Genomic DNA, 19,327 nt, shown 5'->3' with positions numbered 1-19,327 from the left:
TTCTATCGGCACCCCGGACGATAAGTTTTGGCTATAGAGAGATCATGCGGCGCGCTGCGCCACCTCTGCCATCGCGCTTTCCACCAGGTCCGGCCCGCCCCCCTCGCGATGCGCGCCTTCCGATAACACCCGCTTCCAATGCCGCGCACCGGGGCAGCCCGCGAAAAGCCCGAGCATGTGGCGCGTCACCTGGTGCAAGCGCCCGCCAGCGGCCAGATGATCCTTGATATAGGGCAGCATCAACCGCGCCACATCAAGGGCTGTCCGGGCAGCGGGCGGCTCTCCGAAAATGCGGGCGTCGGCCTGCAAGAGAATATCCGCCGGGTTGTGATAGGCCGCGCGCCCGATCATCACGCCATCCATGCCCGCCGCCAGATGCTCCAGCGCCTCGTCCAGCGAACTGATCCCGCCGTTGATCGACAGGTGAAGACCGGGAAACTCGGCCTTCATCCGGTGAACCAGCGGGTAATCGAGGGGCGGGATATCGCGGTTTTCCTTGGGGCTGAGCCCCTTGAGCCACGCCTTGCGCGCATGGATCGTGACGCGCGTCACGCCCGCGGCCGATATCTTGTGCAAGAAGTCCGGCAAGACCTGTTCCGGCGTCTGCTCGTCCACGCCGATGCGGCATTTCACCGTGATCTCGACAGGGCTGGCGGCGATCATCGCCGCCACGCACTCGGCGACAAGGTCGGGGCTTTCCATTAACACCGCGCCGAATGCGCCCGATTGGACCCGGTCCGAGGGGCACCCAACATTGAGGTTGATCTCGTCATAGCCGTAGTCGCTGGCGATGCGGGTCGCTTCGGCCAGTTCCGCCGGCACCGATCCCCCGAGTTGCAGCGCCACCGGATGCTCGGCCGCATTGAACCCCAAAAGCCGCTCGCGATCCCCGTGAAGGACCGCAGGCGCGGTCACCATCTCGGTATAGAGCAACGTCTCACGGCTCATCAGGCGGTGGAAATACCGGCAGTGGCGGTCGGTCCAGTCCATCATCGGCGCAACCGACAGGCGCGCCGCGCGGCGGGTCGTCTCCCGGATGTTCGAGTTGGTCACGATCGGTCGCCCCCGTTCCATGCGCCGTGGTCCTGTGGTCGCGCTGTGTCGCATATCTTGGGGCCGGGTCCAAGATCGGCAAGGTGACCGGGATGCCGGTGCTTGGCCCCTGACCGGACGCAAAACGCCCCGCGACTTCACGCGGGGCGTTTTCTTGTAGGTCTGCAGGTCAATCAGACCTTGGCCAGAATATCGTCGACCGTCTTGCGAACCTCTTCCTTGGATTGGCCCAGCTTCTGCTGAAGCACACCTTCCATCTGTTCGCGGTCGCCCTTGGCCTCTTCGAGATCGTTGGCGGTCAGCTCGCCGTAGTGTTCACGCAGCTGGCCCTTGATCTCGGTCCATTTGCCTTCGATCTGGTCGCGGTTCATCGTCAGTCTCCTATCAGCGGCAAGGATTGATTACTGGTTCTGGGCAATATCGGTGTCTTCTTCCGGCGGCTCGATCTCGAGCGTGGGAACGGTCACTTCGGTCTCACCGACTTCGATATCCCCGGTCTCGGTCTCGAACTCGGGCATGTTGCCGCCTTCGACCGAGATTTCCGGCAGCGCGGCCTCTTCGGTCTGGTCGACATCGACAAGGTATACGGCGGCGCCGATGGCGACGATTGCGGCGACAGCGATACCAAGAATGGGTGCGGTTTTCATGGCTTAGCTCCTGTGTTGCGGTTCTGGACACTCAACACGGATGCCCCGTGAAAGGTTCCCGACTGGCAGAGGTCACGCGAAGGTTCCGCTGTACTTGACCGGCACCGTGATGAGCTGCCTTGCAGGGCGGTCGTCGCAAGGCCCGGTCAGCGTATCCGCCAGGTCGTCAGCCGTTTCGCATGCCGTGTGGCCCCATCCGAAGGCGCGGGCGAGACTGGCCCAATCCATGCCGGAAAAGGACAGATCCGGCCGGGTGCCGGTGCCCTCTTCCTGCTTGTCCTCGATCAGGCCGTAGGCATTCGACGAAAAGCTCTGCACCTGTCATCACCTGCCCCTCAGATCGCGCCCATCGCGGCGATGGCCTGCGCGACCTTGCGGAACCCGGCGATGTTCGCCCCGCGGGCATAGTCGATCCGGCCGCTCTGCCGGCCTTCGGCGGCGACGCGGTCATGGATGCCCCGCATGATCTGCTTCAACTCGCCATCGACCTCCGCGGCGCTGGAAAAGCGGCGATGGCTGTTCTGGCTCATCTCCAGCCCCGAGACGGCCACGCCCCCCGCATTCGATGCCTTGCCCGGCGCGTGGTGTAACTCGGCGCTTTCGATGACCTCCCGCGCGGCGGCGGTCAGTGGCATGTTCGCCCCTTCGGCCAAGATCTTCGCACCGTTGTCGACGATGCGTTTTGCCATCTGTTTATCCACCTCGTTCTGGGTGGCGCAGGGCAGCGCGATATTGGCCTCGTGATCCCAGGGGGCGCTGCCTTTCACGAACCGCGCGCCCCAACCCTTTGGCGGATCGGCGATGTCACGACCGGCCTGCTTACGCTGGCGCACCCAGTCGATCGCGTCTGCCGTCAGGCCATCCTCGGCCACGAGGCAGCCCGAGGTGTCCGAAAGCGTGATGACCTTGCCGCCCAAGGCGACCGCCTTCTCCGCCGCATGGGTCGCGACGTTGCCCTTGCCGGAAATCGCGATGCGCTTGCCGCCAATCTCCTGGCCCTGTTCGGCCAGCATTGCCTCGACGAAATAGATCAGGCCATAGCCCGTCGCTTCGGTGCGCATGGCAGAGCCGCCGAAACTCTGACCCTTGCCGGTCAAGGCGCCGGTGAACTCGCAATCTTGCGCCTTGTAGGCCGCGAAAAGCCACCCGATCTCGCGCGTGCCGACATTGATGTCGCCCGCGGGAACATCGCGGTCCGGGCCGATATGGTGGGCCAACTCGCGCATGAAGGCCTGGCAGAAACGCATGATCTCGGCATCGCTGCGGCCCGTCGGGTCGAAATCCGCGCCCCCCTTGCCGCCCCCCAGCGGCAGGCCCGTCAGCGCGTTCTTGAAGACCTGCTCGAACCCGAGGAATTTCAGGATCGACGGGTTGACCGTCGGGTGAAACCGCAGCCCGCCCTTGTAGGGCCCGATGGCGTTGGAATACTGCACCCGCCAACCCCGGTTGACCTCGACCTCGCCGGCATCGTTCTGCCAGACCACCCGGAACCCGATCACCCGGTCCGGCACGGCGAGACGGTCTAGGACGCGGGCATTGGCGAACTCCGAATTGGCCTTCTCGATGGTGATGACGTCGCCCGCCACATGCGCGACGGCTTGATGAAATTCGGTTTCGCCGGGGCTGAGGGCTTCGACGTGCTCCATGTAATCTTTCAGCAAATGCTCGCAGTTCGCCATGTTGTCGTGTCTCCAATTCCGACAGTCGCGCATGAAAAGGGGCGAGCGGCCCGCAAGACCACTCGCCCCTCATGAAGGGATTTCGTTTACGGCGTGCGGCCGCGGATCGCCCGGGCGACCATCGCGATCACGAACAGCGCGATGAAGATGAAGAAGAGGATCTGCGCGATGCCAGCCGACGCGCTGGCGATACCGCCAAAGCCAAACAGAGCGGCGACAAGTGCGATGACGAGAAAGGTAAGTGCCCAACCAAGCATTGGATTATCTCCTGTTCAGTTACTGAGGAGACAACCCGGAGCGGTGCCGGTGGTTCCCGGAAAACCTAGAAAACCGCCAGTTGTTTCAGAAGCCGCGTCACGTCTTCCGTGCGGAACGGTTGCGCAAGGACATGTACGCCGCTCGTCGCAACCGCGTTATCCGCGCCCGGCCCCGTCAGCGTGCCATCGCCGTCGAACACCACCACCGGAACACCGCCATCCGCCCAGGCACGGACATGGTCCGTGGACAGAATGTCTGGCACGCGTCCCGCGACGAAGGCAATCTGGATATTGCCACGCGCCACATCGGCCAAAGCCGGGACGACATCGACCTTCGTTGCACCGGCGGAGATCAGGATATCCTCAAGGTCCTGCGCCACGAAGGGGTCGGGATGCACGATCAAGCAGCACTGCTCTAGGGTGGACTGGTACGTCATCGAACGCCTGACACAGAAGGGAACGCGGTGCCCGGTTAATTGTTACGTCGGGATACGGCGCTCTTGCCGCCAAGCGATACTGCCTGACATGCATGAAAACACAAGTGACGCTGACAATTCTTTCGCTCGATGGGGTTGCGGGGGTGTATCGGCGCGCTGAAACGCGCAAACGCCCGGGGAATTTGCCGGGCGTTCAAGGTTTTCAACGGGTTGTCGGTTTGGCCTACACCGATTGCTTGTTGGCCCGGGGGCCAAGGATCAGCCACAGGATGAACCCCAGAAGCGGCAACAGGATGATGAGCAAAGCCCACAGAACCTTTTTCCCGGTCGAGGCCGAAGATCCGATCACCGAGATCAGTGCCCAAAGGTCGAGGATGAGGAGGATGAAGCCACCGATTCCCGTCAATTCCAACATGTCTGTCTCCTCTTCAATTTGCGTGTTCAAGTTCCGTACAGGACTTCAGCACGCGCGCGCCGTCGTCCTGTTCGATCATGAAGGCGGGTTCGTCCTTCGACGCGTTGCGCGAGACCTCTGTTCCCTTGATCTGGTGGGTCACGTCGCTGTCGAAGCGTTCGACAATCTCGCCGGTCCCTTCACCATTACCCCAGTTCCATTTCACCCGATCACCGACGGAAAACCTCATGGCGAGACCTCGTCGATCGCCATGACGCAGACCTGCGAGGGGTCGATACACTCCGTTTCAGCATGCGTGATGCCCGCCATGCCGAGCGACACGAACGCCATCAGGCACAGGGCCGAGACAGCCACGAAACTGCCGAAGGCGATACGGCGAAGCGCGATCTGCGGCGTGTCGGCGGGGCCGGGTTTGCTAGCAAAGTTCATTGTAACCTCCGTTCACGACCCCAACGTGGCAGGGCCATCGAGGTTCCCCGCGCACCCTGACAAGGATCGAAACCGCCTTATTTCGCGCCGTGAGTGTCTTCGTCCAGGGTCGGCTCCACCTCGGCCTTGACCTGCCCCCAGGCAAGCAAGGCGAAGACCAGCGTGCCGCCAAAGATGTTCCCGGCCAGGATGGGCAGGAACACATCGCCAATCGCGGCGCCGATCATCAACCGGCCATCCAGCAGCATGACCCACACCTCGACCGCGCCCGCGATGACGTGGGTGAAGTCACCCGCCGCGATCAGCCAGGTGAACAGGACGATGATCCAGACCTCGTTGCCGCTCTGGCCCGGCATCATCCAGACGATGCCCGCCACAAGCACACCCGCAGGAATGGCGCGCAGAAAGGCTTCGAGCGGCGGAAAACCCGTGGCATGGGCCGACAGGTCGAAAATGGCGGCACGCAGCTCGGGCGAGAACGCCTCGGCATGCACGAAAAACGCACCGGCCAGCGCAGCGCCGGTCACGTTGGCCACAAGGACGATCCCCCATAGCCGCAGAACGAGGACCACGCAGCGCTTCGAGCGTTCGGCGACCAGGGGCAGGATGGTCGTGATCGTGTTCTCGGTAAACAGCTGCATCCGGCCGAGGATGACCATAAGGAAACCGAAACTGTATCCGAGGTTTTCGACCAATGGGCGCCAGCTTGTATCCGGCAAATGGCTACGGAACACGGCCTCGGCCAAGACGGAGAACGAGATCAGGATACCCGCCGCCAAACCCGACCAGATCAGCGATTTCGTGGGCCGTTCCAGCTCTTCATCGCCGTCACGACGGACCACTTCGTAGATCATCTTGGAATTGAGGCGCGTCGCCTCGCGAATGGCTTGTTCTTGTTCCAAAGTCTTTCTCCGTTACCCGATTGCAAACGCGCCGGCGGTGATGGCTGTTCCCGATGCGCACGGCCTGTCGGAATGAAAAAGGCCCCGGCTGTGACACCGGGGCCTTCTACGCGGTGACAGGTGGATCAGATCGCGACGTCCATCTTCTCGGTCGAAGCAAAGAACATCGCCTGGCTGACGGCGGCGCGCACCTGTTGTTCCGAATAGGGCTTGGTGATCAGGAAGGCCGGTTCGGGCCGCTCGCCCGTCAGCAGTCGTTCGGGGAAAGCGGTGATGAAGATGACCGGACGGTCCCCCAGTTCCGCCAGCAGCGTGTTCACCGCGTCGATCCCCGAGGATTTGTCGGCAAGCTGGATATCGGCAAGGATCAGGTCCGGCACCCTGGCCTTGCCCTTGGCGATCGCGTCGTCACGGGTACGGGCCGTGTCGGTCACGTTGTGGCCCATGCCGGTGACGATCGACTTGAGGTCCATCGCGATGATGCCTTCGTCCTCGATGATCAGGATGTCACCTGTCACCAAGTCGCCCATTTCCTCCATGGCCCGAGAGACAAGACCTTCGGCCTCGTCCGTCGACACATCCATGATCGCGCCGATGGCGTCATACCCGAAACCTTCGACCGAGTGCAGAAGCAGCGCTTCGCGGCTGTTGGCGGTCAGGCGGCTCAGCCGTTCATGCGCGCGCGCCTCGCGCGGGTCGCCGGGCGTCACCTCGCCCGCCAGATCGCCCTCGACCGGCGCGCCAGAGCTCGACCAGAGGCCGTGGAAGGTGTGAAAGAGCCCCACCTTCACCGACGGCGCGTTTTTCAACAGGTTGGGGTCCGCAACGATGACTTCAAGCGCGGCAAGCGCGTAGCGATCCCCGGTATCCTGCTGCCCGGTCAGTGCGCGCGCATAACGGCGCAGATAGGGCAATTCGGCCACAAGCTGGCTGCTGACATCCGGGGTAGACGATGCGGTGGTCATGTGTGTTCTCCTGTCCATGTATTTTTTATGGAACCAACTGCGCCCGAGTTGGTTCCATGCAAGAGCGAATTTTTGGAAAATCGACGGACTCCATGGCACAACAGCAGAAAAAGTCGAGCATCGACAAGCAGATAGACGAGAACCTCAAGCGCGTCTTCGATCAGACGCTGAACGAGGAACTTCCCGAGAAATTTCTCGACCTGATCTCTCAGTTGAAGGCGAAGGAAAGCGCCGATGGGGGGGCCGAGAATGGAAAGTGAGACCAGCAAGGGCAATGATCCCCGCGACGAGATCGTCGAGCATCTTGGTGCTTTGCGCGCGTTTGCACGCTCGCTGGCGCGCAATCCCGCCACGGCGGATGACCTCGTGCAGGACACGATCGTGAAGGCATGGTCGAACATCGACAAGTTCAAACCTGGCACCAACATGCGCGCCTGGCTGTTCACGATCCTGCGCAACACCTACTATTCGCTGCACCGCAAACGGTCGCGCGAAGTGGCGGATGTGGATGGTGAAATCGCCGGCCAGATGTCGGAAAAGCCGGCCCATGACGGACGCCTCGCACTTGGAGAATTCGCCGAGGCCTTCGCGACCCTGACCGACGAGCAGCGCGAAGTGCTTCTCCTCGTCGGTGCGTCGGGCTTTTCCTACGAGGAAGCGGCCGAGATGTGCGGCTGCGCGGTCGGCACGATCAAGAGCCGCGCCAATCGCGCCCGGAAACGACTGGCCGAGGTGATGCAGCTTGAAGAAGGCGACGCCCTCGAGATGACGGACGCCGCGACGATGGCCGTCGTGAACGGTCGGCCTGCTGCATGAACGCGGCCAATATGCGGCGCACGCGCCGCTTCCGGAGCCTGCGCACGCGCCTTGTTGTCGTGCTCAGCCTTGCGATCCTGCCGCTCGGCCTGCTGGCCGTGCAGCAGACACGGGCCGTGATTTCCGACGCCCGGGAACTCGAGGAACAGGATATCCTGTTGCGCACAGGCAGTGCTGCGGGTGCGGAACAGGCCTTGCTCCGCCGCGCCTACGGGGCTGCGCATGCCCTGGGCCTTGCCGCGATGGAACTGACCGAGGATGACGCCGCCTGCGATGCGCTCATGCGCCGCTTTGTCGACTCCTCTGCCGCGTTCAGCTTTGCCGGTGTTGCCAATGCCGATGGCCTGTTGTCCTGCACCAGCGGCGGTTCGATGGACATCTCGGACGCGACGGGATGGCTCGACATGGTGGAACGCCCCGAACCAAGGGTGTCGGTCAACCGCGAAGGCCCGTTTTCGGGGCAGTCGGTGATGGTCGTCACCATGCCGATCATCGATCCCGAAACCGATGATTTTCAGGGCGCGGCTTATGTGTCCCTGCCCCACAGCCTGACCGATACCTTGCTGCAAGCGGGCGTGGACGGTGTCATCCTTGCGCTGATCGACAACGAGGGCAATGTCCTGTCAGCCAGCACCGGCATCGACGACGTGGGCGTTTTCGAGGACCTCAACGTGCGCCCGATGGAATACGGACCGGCGAATGACGGCACCACCTTCACCATCGAGCTTGAGGACGGGACCGAACGCCTTGCCGCGCTGGTTCCCCTGATCGCGGATCGCATCTACGTGCTGGGGCTTTGGACGTCGGCGCGCGCCGAATACAGCGTACCCCTCTTCGGAGAGGCGGCGGCGACTGTCCCGATCCTGATCTGGGTGGTGGCGCTTGTCGTGGCGGTGATGGCCATCGATCGTATGGTCCTGCGCCATCTGACCGAGTTGCGCCGCCGCATGGCGGGGTTCTCGATCGACGACCCGTCCGACAGTTTCGCCATTCTCGACCGCCCGCCCGCCGAGATCGGGCAGATCGCCGGGACCTATAACCGGATGGTCGACCGTCTCTTGGCCGACCGGGCCGAGATGGAGGAAAACCTGCGCGAAAAGGAGTTGCTCCTGCGCGAGGTGCACCACCGCGTGAAGAACAACCTCCAGCTCATCGCGTCGATCCTGAACATGCAGTTGCGCAGCGTGCCCGACGGGATCGCGCACAAGGTGCTGCGCCGCGTTCAGGCGCGGGTGATGAGCCTCGCGACGATCCACAAGGCGCTCTATACCGGCACGCAGATGTCCACGGTCCGGGCCGATCGCCTGTTGCAAGAGGTCGTTCAAGCCGCGTTCAATGTCGGGGTTCCCTCCGGACAGCAGATCAAGACCAGCTTCACCTCGGACGATATCCAGCTTGTTCCCGACCAGGCCGTGCCACTGGCGCTGTTGGCGAACGAGATGGTGACGAATGCCACCAAGTATCTTGGGCGGCCCGCATCTGGACGCCCCGAGATCGAGGTGCGCATGTATCGGACCGAAGGCTTTCAGGTGCATCTCGTGGTGGAAAACACCGTTGGAGAGCCGGTGCAGGAGGTCGAGGGCAGCGATGGCACGGGCCTTGGGGCGCGCCTGATCGAAGGCTTCGTCGCGCAATTGGGCGGCGAGATGGACCTGACCGAGACGGAAGAGCGTTACAGGGTCGAGATAAGCTTCATCAAGTTCCGGCCGGATCAGGAGGATGGCACCGCCGACGCCGATGATACCGACCCCGACCCGGCCACGGAACGGGAGGACAGCGCCGCCTGATCGTTCCGCAAGAAAGGGACCACCGCAGATGCTCGACCCGACCAACCAACACAACACAGGGACAGACCCTGCGGTGACCCCGATCACGGAGTTCGAGCTGTTGCTGACAGCCGCAGAGGCGTGGCCCGCCTTCGAGCGGCTTTGCCTTGGCGCGCAGCGCTCGATCCGGGCCTGTCTCAGGGTATTCGACCTGACCACTGCCTTGCGCAGCCACGAGGCGCGCGAGATCGGCGAAACCTGGGTCGACCTCTTGCTGCACGTTTTGAACAAGGGCGTGGATGTCGAAATCGTCGTGACGGATTTCGACCCGATCCTTGCCACGGACGATCACCGCCGCAGTTGGTCGAGCGCGCGGCAACTGGCGGCGGTCAACGAATTGGCCGATGGCGGGACATTGCGTTTCCAGATCGCCATGCATCCCGCGCGCGTGGGGCTGGTGCCGCGCAGCCTGTTCAATCCCAAGATCGGCAACGAATTGCAGGAGAAGGACCCCGATCCCCTGACCCCGCATCTCGCTCGCAAGGCGGAGAGCGGGAAACTCTCGCTCGTGCCAGCCACCCATCACCAGAAACTGGCCGTGATCGACGGGGAACAGCTCTATATCGGCGGCCTCGACCTGAACGAGCGCCGCTTCGACGACACGCAGCATGATCGCCCGTCGGAAGACACGTGGCAGGACATACAGGCCATCGTGCGTGGCCCCGTCGTTGCAGCGGCCGAAGCGCATCTGCGCGGTTTCCGTGCCGTGACCGAGGGGCGGGCCGATCCGCCCCCACCCGCGCCGGGGTTCCTGCGCACGCTGTCGGCCAAGCGCGCGGTAGAGTTGATCCATATCGCGCCGCAAACCGTGCTGGCCGAGATCGAGCAGGCGCATGTCGACGCGATCGGGCGGGCACAGTCGCTCATCTACCTCGAAACCCAGTTCTTCCGGCACAAGCCGCTGGCGCAGGCGCTGGCCGATGCCGCGCGCGAAAAACCCGGGCTTGCATGTGTACTGGTCATGCCAGGCGCGCCCGAGGACGTGGCCTTTGACGGCAACCGCCGCGCAGATGCCGCCCTGGGCGCGCAGAAAACCTGCGAGGCGCTGGACCTGCTGACAGACGCGTTCGGGGACCGCGTGGCCATAGCCTCACCGGCGCAGCCGCGCCCGGCGAAGGCCCCTGATGCGCCGGACGCCATCGCGGGCGCGCCCATCGTCTACGTCCATTCCAAGCTGTCGATCTTCGACACGCGGGAAGCGATCCTGTCCTCGGCCAATCTGAATGGCCGCAGCCTGCGCTGGGATACCGAGGCGGGCTTGCACCTGACCCTCGCGGACCGGGTGGCGGAAGCGCGCAGGCGCGCGCTGGCCCATTGGCTGGGTGCAGAGGCCCCGACCGAGCCAGAGCTTTCGGACGGCCCGGCCTTTGTCGCGCGTTTGCGCCAGATGCTGGATCAGAACGCGGCGCAATCTCCGCAGGATCGGCGTCACTTCCTCGTGCCCTATGATCGCGACCGCGACCGGGAGCTTGCCCGCCCGATCCCCGGCGTGCCCGACGAGATGGTCTGAGAAACCCGGCTCACAAAGAAAAAAGCCGCCATGCTTGGACATGGCGGCTCAGTCGAGGGAACAATGGGCGGGCGCGGCGCCCCTAATTCGGGGACAGGGCGGGCACCGCGCCCGGGGCCAAAGCGAAGCTGGAAAATCGGGGACAGATTTGCTTCGCCTTGTTGTTAGGTGAACGCCGCCAAGGCGCTGTGGTTCCCAAGTTTTTTTCACCACACCATGCGATTGGCGCGACGCTCGACGGTGGCGATCTGGCCCTGCCCGCTCCGGCAGCCTTCGGCGGCGGCCACCAGCGCCGAAAATAGCGCCCGGTGACGATGGGCATAAAAGATATGCTCGGGGTGCCACTGCACGCCGAGGGCAAACGGGTCGCGGGTCCGTTCGATGGCCTGAACCATGCCGCCACTGTCACGCGCGCTCACACGCAGGCCCCGCCCCAAGGCACGGACCGACTGCCGGTGAAGCGCGTTCACGCGCATGGGCGAGGTTCCCGTGATCCGGGCCAGCCGGCTGCCGGAGTCGATATGGACCTCGCGGCGTGGCAGAACCGTCTTGTAGCGGCGCGACGGGTATTCGGCATAGGCATCCTGATGCAGCGTGCCGCCCAGCACGACGTTCAGCATCTGGGCCCCGCGGCAGATCCCCATGACGGGGCATTTCTCCTCCAGCGCGTCTTCGAGAATGCGTTTTTCCATGGCATCGCGCTCGGGGTCTAGACGCGCCTCGACGGCGAGGGTCCCTTTATAGAGCGTCGGCGCAATGTCGTCGCCGCCACCGATCAGGACACCATCCACCTTCGACAGGTCCACGTCATCCTCGGTCTGCCATTTCACGGCGCGCCCACCGGCCAGCCAGATATTCAGCGCCATCAGCGGGAAAATGCGCCATCCGGTCCGGCGTGACACCGTCACGCCGATCCTCGGCTTGTCCTGTCGGGAATTCATGAGACGTCCCTCTCGCTGGTGGTATCGAGGATGGTGGCGACCTCCTTGTGCCACGGCTTGCGCCCGAGTTTGGGCAGGCCGGTCCAATCCCCGCGCGCCTTGCGCAGCGCAGTCAACAGCGGCGCGTCGGACGCGACCGCCTCGACGGTATTCCAACAATCCCAAGCCGCCATCACCGACCAGCCGTCTTCGTCGATGCGGCAGTCGGGCAAGCGAAAATGATAGGCCGGACGCGGTTTGACGGCGGTCAAACCATGCACGGCATCGTTGACCTTATCCTCGTCGATGCCCTTGAAGATCGGCAGCATGTCGAGACCATGATCGCGCGTCGGCGCATGGTCGAGGTACAGGTCGATCAGCGCATCGAGCGTGTCGGGGACACCCCCTGCCAAGGCATCGACAAGGCTGTCGGGATAGGGCTGCACGAAAGGCAGCACGCGGCGCGACACGTCGATCGGGTCCTTCGCGCGAAAGTGCTCTTCCAACAGCGCGTAGGAGGTCAGCACCCGCCCCAGGTGATCCGCCGTTTCCTCGGCGATCTCGACATTGAGGTGCAGGCCGAAGCCCAGCAGGATCCCGTCCCGCGACCCGATGGCGCCTGCGTCGCGCAGCGCCGCGGTGCCATCGTTGAAAAGAGGCAGGTGCCTGGGATCGAACGGTTCGGTGACCAATTCGACCGGAACGACCTCGCGCATCAGGTGTTCGGCGGCCTCGCCCAACTCTGCGATCTTGTCGTCAAAGCGCGTGTCCAGGTAGACCTCGCACGCGCCGAACTCTTTCGTTTCGCACACCCAGCGGCGCGCATCTGACTGACGCGCCGTGCCATCGACCGCGTCGGCGAAGACCAGCGCGGCCTCGGCCTCGGTCAACCCGGCGAATTCAAGCTCGAGTCCGATATGCCGTGTCCGCGCCGACGTGCCCGCGTCTGTCTGCTCGTTTTTCTGTGTCATGGCTGTCAAACGCCAGTCGGGCGGATTGGTTCCTTGTGAAATTACCGTAGCGGGAACCTGTGCGCGGGCCGCACGTTTGGACACCTGAACAGGAGGTTACAGATGACACATGCGATTACCCTGCAGGCGGTTGTGCCGCTGACCCACGATACGCGTCATTACGTGTTCAGCCGACCGCCGGAATATGACTTCACGCCTGGCCAGGCGACCGATGTGGCGCTTGATCGGGACGGCTGGCGCGAGGAACAGCGCCCCTTCACCTTCACCGGCGCCCCGGAGGCCAATGTCCTGACCTTCACGATCAAGAGCTATGCCGACCACGATGGCGTCACCAAGCGCTTATGGGAGTTGCAACCGGGCGACCGCATCGTGATCGAAGAGCCATGGGGCGCGATCCATGACGCCGGGCCGGGCACGTTCATCGCTGGCGGTGCGGGCATCACCCCGTTTCTCGGCATCTTGGGCGACCGCGCCCGGTCCGGCACGCTGAAAGACTGTCGCCTGATCTTCTCCAACAAGACCGAGGCCGACATCATCCTGAAACCCTACTGGGACACACTGAAAGACCTTGACGTCGATTACCTTCTCAGCGCGCCCGAGGATGGCTCCCCCGGTCAAAAGCCGGATGGGGATACGTTGGACGAACTGATCGGTGATTGGGACCAGCGGTTCTACGTGTGCGGCCCACCTCCGATGGAAGAGGCGGTCGTCGACCACCTGAAAAAGCGCGGTGTGTCCAGCGACCGCATTATCCAGGAAGAGTGACACGGAAAGGCCGGGGCAAATCCCCGGCCTTTCCTTTTTTTCTCAGTGAGAGCGTAGCGCCTCGATCAACTCGTCCTTGTCCATCTTTGACCGGCCTTCGATCCCGATCTCCTGCGCACGGTCCATGAGGTCGTCCTTCGTCCAGTCCTCGTAGGGCGGGGCCTTGCCGCCTTTTTCTGAGGGCGATTGCCCATCATTGGCCTGCGCATTGGCGATACGTGCCGCCTTTTCCTTGGACATGCCCTTGTCGCGCAGCGCCTCGTAGGTGTCTTCGTCCTTGATACTGGGGTTGGATGTGCTGTCTGCCATTTGATCCTCCGGAGACCTGTTGCGTTCTCCGGATCAACCCGGCCATCACCCGCACGGTTCCCATTGCCTTGGAACCGCGCGATGATCCACGCGTTGGCAGTTCACTCTTGCAAAGGGGCGTCATGGCCTATCGCGCTTTGATCCTGAAAACCCTGTCCGACATGCGGGCCAGCTATTGGTTCGTGCCGTCCTGCCTCGTCCTCGGGGCGGCGGCGCTGGCGGGCGGGATGCTGTGGCTCGACACGCATGCCGCGATCCTTGACACCCTCATGCCAAGCAACATGACCGATACGCAAATCGACGGGGCGCGCACCGTCCTGTCGGTGATCGCGCAATCGGTGATCGGCGTGGCGGGCGTGATGTTCTCGATCACGATGGTCGCGGTGTCCTTCGCCTCGGGCAATTTCGGGCCGCGGCTGATCGGGAATTTCATGCGCGATCGTGGCAATCAATGGGCGCTTGGCATCCTGATCGCCACCTTCGTCTACACGCTGATCATCCTGCGCAGCCTTCAGGCCAGCGTGGATGGCGGTGTCGACGGGTTCGTGCCGCAACTGTCGCTCATGCTGGCGATGGGGTTGGCGATGCTGTCGGTCTTCGTGGTGATTTTCTATGTCCATCACGTGCCGGAAACGATCAACGTCTCGAACATCGCCGCCGGGCTGGGGCGGCGGTTCTGCGTGGCGATGGAGGCGACCGCCCATGATCACGGCACCGCACCGCCCCCACCCATCGCACGGGGCGAAGGAGAGGACATCACGCTGCACGGCGTCGGGTACGTGCAGCGCCTCGACCTCGACGTATTGGACGACATTGCAAAGGACAGATCCTTGACGATGGAGCTTCTGGCGCTTCCGGGCGGCTTCGCGCATGCAGGCAACCCGGTGCTGCGCGTTTCTGCCCCGGTCGACGACGAGACGCGTGCAGCGCTTCGCTCGGCTTTCGCCCTTGGCCCTGCCAAGACCGAGGACCAGAACCTGATCTTCCTCGCCGAACAACAGGTTGAGATGCTGGCCCGCGCGCTTTCACCCGGCATGAACGATCCGCATACCGCGATCAATTGCATGAACTGGATGGCCGCCGGCTTGGCCGCCGGGGCGGTAAAGGGCGACCACTTCGGCATCCAGAGCCGCGAACGCCTCCGCGTGGAGGTTCTGGATTGGGACATCCTGCTGCAAGAGACCTTTGGCGCGGCCTGGGTCTATGCCAAGGACGACGCGCTGGCCCGCAAGGCCTGGGACGATGCCTTGGATCGCCTGGAACACGGGCCGTCGAACGCCCTGCAAACGGCGGTTGCCGATCTGCGGGCACGCTGCCTCGGATAGTCAGCCCGTAGCGCCCTGCCCGACCCGGGCCCGCATCGGACCGGCAATGCAGGCCACCGCAAGGATCAAGCCCGTGACCGTTGCGATCATGCCCGCCGCGCTGACCGAGGCCGAAAAGCCCAGCCAGATCGGCCCGTAGCCCGCCAGCACATATCCCAGCACCGCCGAAACGGTGGCGAAGACCAGGCTCCACCCCACCTGCGCGCCGAGTGAATTCGTCATCAGCCGCGCGGCCGCGGGCGGGCAGATGAACATCGCGATCACGATGATGGACCCCACGGCGTCGAAGGCCGCCACCGCCGCGATGGCGGCGGTCGAGACCAGCGCGAGGCCGATGATCGACACCGGCATGCCGAGAGAGCGGGCAAACCCCTCGTCGAAACTGGTCAGCTTGAGCGGACGCCAGAACAGCCACGTCAGCAAAGAAATGAGCGCCGCCACCAAAGCGATGCGTGGCAACTCGGGCGGCAATCCTGCAAGCGCCGCGGCATCCGTCAGGGAGGACCAGCCGGTCGCGTCCAGCCAGATCAGCGACTCGAGGTTGCCCATCAGCGCATGCTCCACGTCGAGATGGACCGCCGAGGTGTCGGATTGCTCCAGCAACAGCACGCCGCCTGCGAAAAGCGAGGTGAAGGTCACGCCCATCGCCGCGCCGGGTTCGATCCGGCCAAGCCTGCGGATCGCCTCGATCAGGACAACCGCGACCAGCGCCGCCACCGCGGCCCCGATCATCATCGGCATGGCCGCCACCGTTCCGGTCACGAGGAACGCCGCGACGATCCCCGGCAGGACCACATGGCTGATCGCATCCCCGATCAGCGCCTGCCGCCGCAGGATCAGGAAATTCCCCGGCAAGGCGCAGGCGATCGAGGCCAGAACGCCGATCAGGATCGGCGTCAGCGACAATTGGACGAATTCGGCCCCCATCATGCAGACCCTGCGACAACGCGCAGCCCGCCGATCCGGGTGTCAAAATCCTCGATCTCGTCCGGCGTGAACACGTCTTCGATCGGGGTCAGGCCGTCATACCGCCCGGTCAGGGCCGTATCATGATGCACGGCGCGCGCCACCTCCCACCGTCTTTCGTCACGGGCGATCTTTGCGGCCTGGGCCAAGCCATCCTCGGTGGCGACGCCATCGGGGCGGATCAGCCCCTCTCCCTTCAGGATGCGCAAGGTCAGCGGGTCATGGATCGGCTCGGACCGCGACAGCGACAGCAGGCCCTGGCGGCGGTGCACCCGGGTCTGGAACCGCCGCCGCGCCTGAAAGGCGGCCGCCACGCCGCGCGCCGGCGAGAAGAAAAGCGACAGAACAAAGAGCGCGGCAGACACCAGCACGATGATCGGCCCGGTCGGCAGATCCGGGGCCGAGGCGGACAGCGCCGCGCCGACATAGCCCGCCACGGCGCCCACCCCTCCGGCAAGCCACACCACGCGATCCGCGCGTTCGGTCCAGAACCGGGCCGTGACCGGCGGGATGATCAGCATCGCCACGATCAGGATCAGCCCCACCAGCTTGAGGCCGATCACCGTCACCGCCATGACCAGCCCCATCATCGCAAGGTCGACGCGGCGCAGGTTCACGCCGCGCGCTGCTGCATATTGTGCATCGAAGGCCACCAGCGTCATGGGCCGCCGCAAAAGCCAGACCAGCCCCACCACGACGCTGCCCGCCACCGCAATCAGGATCGCGTCCTGTCGCAGCATCCCCGCGGTCGAGCCGAGCAGGAAGCTCTCCAACCCGGCCTGGCGGCCCGCGCTCATGCTCTGGATTATCGTCAAGAGAACGATCCCAAGGCCAAAGAAGGAGGACAGCACCGCCCCGATGGCCGCATCCTCGGGCAGGCGCGTCTTGCGGCTGATCCATTCGACGGCCAGCAGCCCCAGCCAGGCGCTGATGGCAGAGCCAAGCAGCAAGCCAAGGAGGCTGCGCCCATCGCCCCCCATCAAGACCATGGCGATAAAGGCCAGGCCAACACCCGGCAGGGTCGCATGGGCCACCGCGTCAGAGACCAGCGCGCGCTTGCGGAGAAACAGGAAGGCCCCGGCGGCCCCCGCCGCAAAGCCCAGCAAGGTCGCCCCGATCGCCACCAGCCCGGCATTGTAACCGGCTTGCAAGGTCAGTGCGGCCCAGATGCCCTGCATCCCGCTGCCTCAGCTTGCCGAAAGCGCGAGGCGGTCAAGCTGTGTTGCCGCAAGCCGCCCGCCATAGGCCTTGGTCAGGGTTTCGGGCGTGAAGGCCTCGGCAATCGGCCCTTCGGCCACCCGGCGCAGATTGATCAGCAGGACATGATCGAAATATTGCGGCACGGTCGACAGGTCATGGTGCACCGCGATGACGGACCGACCCTCGTCCTTCAATGACTTGAGAACATCGATGATCGCGCGCTCGGTGGCGGCATCGACCCCGGCAAAGGGCTCGTCCAGCAGGTACAGGTCGGCCTCCTGCGCCAAGGCCCGGGCAAGGAACACCCGCTGCTGCTGGCCGCCGGACAGTTGCCCGATCTGGCGATCCGCGAAATCGGCCATGCCGACCCGGTCGAGGCAGGTGCGCGCCTGGTCGCGATGCCCGCCCGTGATGCGCCGCCACAGGCCCAACCGGCCATAAAGCCCCATCAGGACCACGTCGATGGCGGTGGTCGGGAAATCCCAGTCCACACTCGCCCGCTGCGGGACATAGGCGATGCGATCGCGCACCTGGTCGACGGGGCGTCCAAAGACCGTCACCTCGCCCGAGACGCGCGGGATGAGATCCAGCGCCGCCTTGAGGAACGTGGATTTGCCGGCCCCGTTGGGACCGACAATCGCCGACATCCGACCGGCCGGAAAGGTCGCATCGAGGGAGAACAAGGCGGGTTTCTCGCCGTAGGTCACCGTCAGCCCGCGCACCGCCAGGGGACTGCGGGGATCGAGGCCGCCCTCGGCGCCGCTTGGGTCAGATGCTGTCATGTCCGGCTCGATCCTTTTCAGTTCATGCCCAAATGGCCCGCGAACCCGGCATCGGGCGCGCTGCCGCCAAGGGCGCGGGCAATCGTCGTGACGTTGTGGTCGATCATGCCCAGCCACGTGCCCTCGTAGGTGCCCGGCTCGCCCATGGCGTCGGAGAACAGCTCGCCGCCGATGACGACCTCGTGCCCTTGCGCGGCAGCCCCTTCGATCAGGGCGCGAATATTGCGATCCGAGACGGAGGTTTCCACGAAAACCGCGCCGACCTCACGCGCGACGATCATGTCGACCAGTTCGGCGATCCGCTGCAAGCCTGCCTCGCTTTCGGTCGAAATCCCTTGGATCCCGACCACGTCGAAGCCATACGCCTCGCCGAAATAGCTGAAGGCGTCATGGGCCGAGATCAGGACCCGCGACGCTTCGGGCACCGACCCGAGCACATCTTCCGAATATTCGCCGAGGGCGGCGAGTTGCTCGAGATAGGCGTCCGCGTTGCGGTCGAACTCCTCGGCATGGTCCGGGCTGACCTCGGTCAAGGCCGTGGCCACCGTCTCGACCACGTAGGACCATCGCGCCGGGTCCATCCAGACATGCGGGTCGAACCGGTCGGCATAGTCTTCATTGGCAAGGCGCATCTCGACCGGGACACCTTCGCCCACGGCAACGACCGGCTGGCGTTCGGCCAGATCGAGCAAAAGCTGCTCAAGCTGCGCTTCGAGGTAGAGCCCGTTCCAGAGGATCAGGTCGGCCCGGCTGAGCGCGACGATATCCGAGCGCGTCTGGCGATAGGCATGGGGGTCGACACCCGGCCCCATCAGCGCGCTGACCTCGACCACATCTCCACCGACAACGCGGGCGACATCGGCGATCATTCCCGTGGTCGCAACCACGTTCAGCCGCTCTTGTGCGGCGGCAACGAATGGGAAACTCGCGGCACAGGCCGCCACAAAACCGAAGAACGTTCTTCTTAGCATCGTCAGTCAGACCTTTTCACGAAGGACGCCGCCCGAGATCGGAGGGGGCGTCAACGCCGTCGACATGAATATGAGAACCATTCTCACGCCGGTCAAGGAAATTGCGAATGATTTGCAAAAACACTTCAAAGCCCCGGGCAACAGGTGCCTGCCCCATTCGACATGGTGTGAGTCAACCGGGC

General features: G+C 64.2%; 25 protein-coding genes. 6 read left to right on the top strand and 19 right to left on the bottom strand.

Annotated features, from left to right (window positions below):
* Positions 1-42 precede the first annotated feature (42 nt).
* From dusA to KUV65_RS02370, 12 genes are all read right to left on the bottom strand, one after another.
* Positions 43-1,074, bottom strand: a complete 1,032-nt coding sequence (dusA, locus tag KUV65_RS02425) for a tRNA dihydrouridine(20/20a) synthase DusA (RefSeq protein ID WP_222187266.1) — start codon at positions 1,072-1,074, stop codon at positions 43-45.
* A 152-nt stretch (positions 1,075-1,226) separates the two neighbouring features.
* Entirely contained in the window at positions 1,227-1,424 is a 198-nt protein-coding gene (locus tag KUV65_RS02420) for a CsbD family protein (RefSeq protein ID WP_222187265.1), read from the bottom strand.
* A gap of 30 nt (positions 1,425-1,454) precedes the next feature.
* The gene (locus KUV65_RS02415; protein WP_222187264.1) at positions 1,455-1,700 is read right to left on the bottom strand and encodes a hypothetical protein; all 246 of its coding nucleotides are present in this window, start codon (positions 1,698-1,700) and stop codon (positions 1,455-1,457) included.
* 72 nt (positions 1,701-1,772) lie between these two features.
* Complete coding sequence (locus tag KUV65_RS02410; protein WP_222187263.1) at positions 1,773-2,018, bottom strand: hypothetical protein; 246 nt, start codon at positions 2,016-2,018, stop codon at positions 1,773-1,775.
* A gap of 17 nt (positions 2,019-2,035) precedes the next feature.
* The gene (gdhA, locus tag KUV65_RS02405) at positions 2,036-3,379 is read right to left on the bottom strand and encodes an NADP-specific glutamate dehydrogenase (RefSeq protein ID WP_222187262.1); all 1,344 of its coding nucleotides are present in this window, start codon (positions 3,377-3,379) and stop codon (positions 2,036-2,038) included.
* An 86-nt stretch (positions 3,380-3,465) separates the two neighbouring features.
* Positions 3,466-3,636 carry a DUF1328 domain-containing protein gene (locus KUV65_RS02400; RefSeq protein WP_222187261.1) on the bottom strand — a complete coding sequence of 57 codons (171 nt, stop codon included), beginning with the start codon at positions 3,634-3,636 and terminating at the stop codon, positions 3,466-3,468.
* A 65-nt stretch (positions 3,637-3,701) separates the two neighbouring features.
* Positions 3,702-4,073 (bottom strand): hypothetical protein, encoded by a 372-nt coding sequence (locus KUV65_RS02395; RefSeq protein ID WP_222187260.1) that lies wholly within the window; start codon positions 4,071-4,073, stop codon positions 3,702-3,704.
* A gap of 223 nt (positions 4,074-4,296) precedes the next feature.
* Entirely contained in the window at positions 4,297-4,488 is a 192-nt protein-coding gene (locus KUV65_RS02390) for a PLDc N-terminal domain-containing protein (protein ID WP_222187259.1), read from the bottom strand.
* Between the two features lie 13 nt (positions 4,489-4,501).
* Positions 4,502-4,717: a hypervirulence associated TUDOR domain-containing protein gene (locus tag KUV65_RS02385; RefSeq protein ID WP_222187258.1), complete on the bottom strand. Its 216-nt coding sequence runs from the start codon at positions 4,715-4,717 to the stop codon at positions 4,502-4,504.
* Entirely contained in the window at positions 4,714-4,917 is a 204-nt protein-coding gene (locus KUV65_RS02380) for a hypothetical protein (RefSeq protein ID WP_222187257.1), read from the bottom strand. The genes KUV65_RS02385 and KUV65_RS02380 overlap by 4 nt, the downstream gene beginning before the upstream one ends.
* A 77-nt stretch (positions 4,918-4,994) precedes the next feature.
* Positions 4,995-5,819, bottom strand: a complete 825-nt coding sequence (locus KUV65_RS02375) for a formate/nitrite transporter family protein (RefSeq protein WP_222187256.1) — start codon at positions 5,817-5,819, stop codon at positions 4,995-4,997.
* A gap of 125 nt (positions 5,820-5,944) precedes the next feature.
* A complete protein-coding gene (locus tag KUV65_RS02370; protein WP_222187255.1) occupies positions 5,945-6,784 on the bottom strand; it encodes a response regulator in 840 nt (279 codons plus the stop codon).
* A gap of 92 nt (positions 6,785-6,876) precedes the next feature.
* Here KUV65_RS02370 and KUV65_RS02365 point away from each other — a divergent pair, with 92 nt between their 5' ends.
* The 4 genes from KUV65_RS02365 (at position 6,877) to KUV65_RS02350 (ending at position 10,936) form a co-directional block, all read left to right on the top strand.
* Entirely contained in the window at positions 6,877-7,044 is a 168-nt protein-coding gene (locus KUV65_RS02365; protein WP_222187254.1) for a NepR family anti-sigma factor, read from the top strand.
* On the top strand, positions 7,034-7,600 hold the full coding sequence (locus KUV65_RS02360) for an RNA polymerase sigma factor (RefSeq protein WP_222187253.1): 567 nt from the start codon (positions 7,034-7,036) through the stop codon (positions 7,598-7,600). The genes KUV65_RS02365 and KUV65_RS02360 overlap by 11 nt, the downstream gene beginning before the upstream one ends.
* Positions 7,597-9,387, top strand: coding sequence for a sensor histidine kinase (locus KUV65_RS02355; protein ID WP_222187252.1), 1,791 nt, complete (start codon positions 7,597-7,599; stop codon positions 9,385-9,387). The genes KUV65_RS02360 and KUV65_RS02355 overlap by 4 nt, the downstream gene beginning before the upstream one ends.
* 73 nt (positions 9,388-9,460) lie before the next feature.
* On the top strand, positions 9,461-10,936 hold the full coding sequence (locus KUV65_RS02350) for a phospholipase D family protein (RefSeq protein ID WP_222187251.1): 1,476 nt from the start codon (positions 9,461-9,463) through the stop codon (positions 10,934-10,936).
* Between the two features lie 206 nt (positions 10,937-11,142).
* On the opposite strand, the gene KUV65_RS02345 is transcribed toward KUV65_RS02350, so the two are convergent.
* Positions 11,143-11,877: a gamma-glutamyl-gamma-aminobutyrate hydrolase family protein gene (locus KUV65_RS02345; protein WP_222187250.1), complete on the bottom strand. Its 735-nt coding sequence runs from the start codon at positions 11,875-11,877 to the stop codon at positions 11,143-11,145.
* Positions 11,874-12,827: an amidoligase family protein gene (locus KUV65_RS02340; RefSeq protein WP_222187249.1), complete on the bottom strand. Its 954-nt coding sequence runs from the start codon at positions 12,825-12,827 to the stop codon at positions 11,874-11,876. Before KUV65_RS02340 ends, KUV65_RS02345 begins: the two co-directional genes overlap by 4 nt.
* A gap of 102 nt (positions 12,828-12,929) precedes the next feature.
* Here KUV65_RS02340 and KUV65_RS02335 point away from each other — a divergent pair, with 102 nt between their 5' ends.
* Entirely contained in the window at positions 12,930-13,592 is a 663-nt protein-coding gene (locus tag KUV65_RS02335; protein WP_222187248.1) for an FAD-binding oxidoreductase, read from the top strand.
* Between the two features lie 42 nt (positions 13,593-13,634).
* On the opposite strand, the gene KUV65_RS02330 is transcribed toward KUV65_RS02335, so the two are convergent.
* A complete protein-coding gene (locus tag KUV65_RS02330) occupies positions 13,635-13,901 on the bottom strand; it encodes a DUF7218 family protein (RefSeq protein WP_222187247.1) in 267 nt (88 codons plus the stop codon).
* Between the two features lie 122 nt (positions 13,902-14,023).
* On the opposite strand from KUV65_RS02330, the gene KUV65_RS02325 reads away from it, so the two are divergent.
* Positions 14,024-15,226 (top strand): DUF2254 domain-containing protein, encoded by a 1,203-nt coding sequence (locus KUV65_RS02325; RefSeq protein WP_222187246.1) that lies wholly within the window; start codon positions 14,024-14,026, stop codon positions 15,224-15,226.
* Here KUV65_RS02325 and KUV65_RS02320 read toward each other — a convergent pair whose 3' ends face one another.
* The 4 genes from KUV65_RS02320 to KUV65_RS02305 are packed head-to-tail and all read right to left on the bottom strand — an operon-like array spanning position 15,227 to position 19,145.
* On the bottom strand, positions 15,227-16,156 hold the full coding sequence (locus KUV65_RS02320) for a metal ABC transporter permease (RefSeq protein ID WP_261331570.1): 930 nt from the start codon (positions 16,154-16,156) through the stop codon (positions 15,227-15,229).
* On the bottom strand, positions 16,153-17,370 hold the full coding sequence (locus KUV65_RS02315) for a metal ABC transporter permease (RefSeq protein ID WP_222187245.1): 1,218 nt from the start codon (positions 17,368-17,370) through the stop codon (positions 16,153-16,155). Before KUV65_RS02315 ends, KUV65_RS02320 begins: the two co-directional genes overlap by 4 nt.
* Before the next feature lie 9 nt (positions 17,371-17,379).
* Entirely contained in the window at positions 17,380-18,174 is a 795-nt protein-coding gene (locus KUV65_RS02310) for a metal ABC transporter ATP-binding protein (RefSeq protein ID WP_222187244.1), read from the bottom strand.
* 17 nt (positions 18,175-18,191) lie between these two features.
* Positions 18,192-19,145, bottom strand: a complete 954-nt coding sequence (locus KUV65_RS02305; RefSeq protein WP_222187243.1) for a metal ABC transporter solute-binding protein, Zn/Mn family — start codon at positions 19,143-19,145, stop codon at positions 18,192-18,194.
* Positions 19,146-19,327 lie beyond the last annotated feature (182 nt).

This window comes from Maritalea mobilis (assembly GCF_019800885.1).
GTDB classification, from domain to species: Bacteria; Pseudomonadota; Alphaproteobacteria; order Rhodobacterales; family Rhodobacteraceae; genus Roseibacterium; species Roseibacterium beibuensis.
The sequence above is the reverse complement of the archived record's forward strand: the minus strand, read 5'-3'. Positions and strand labels throughout refer to the sequence as shown.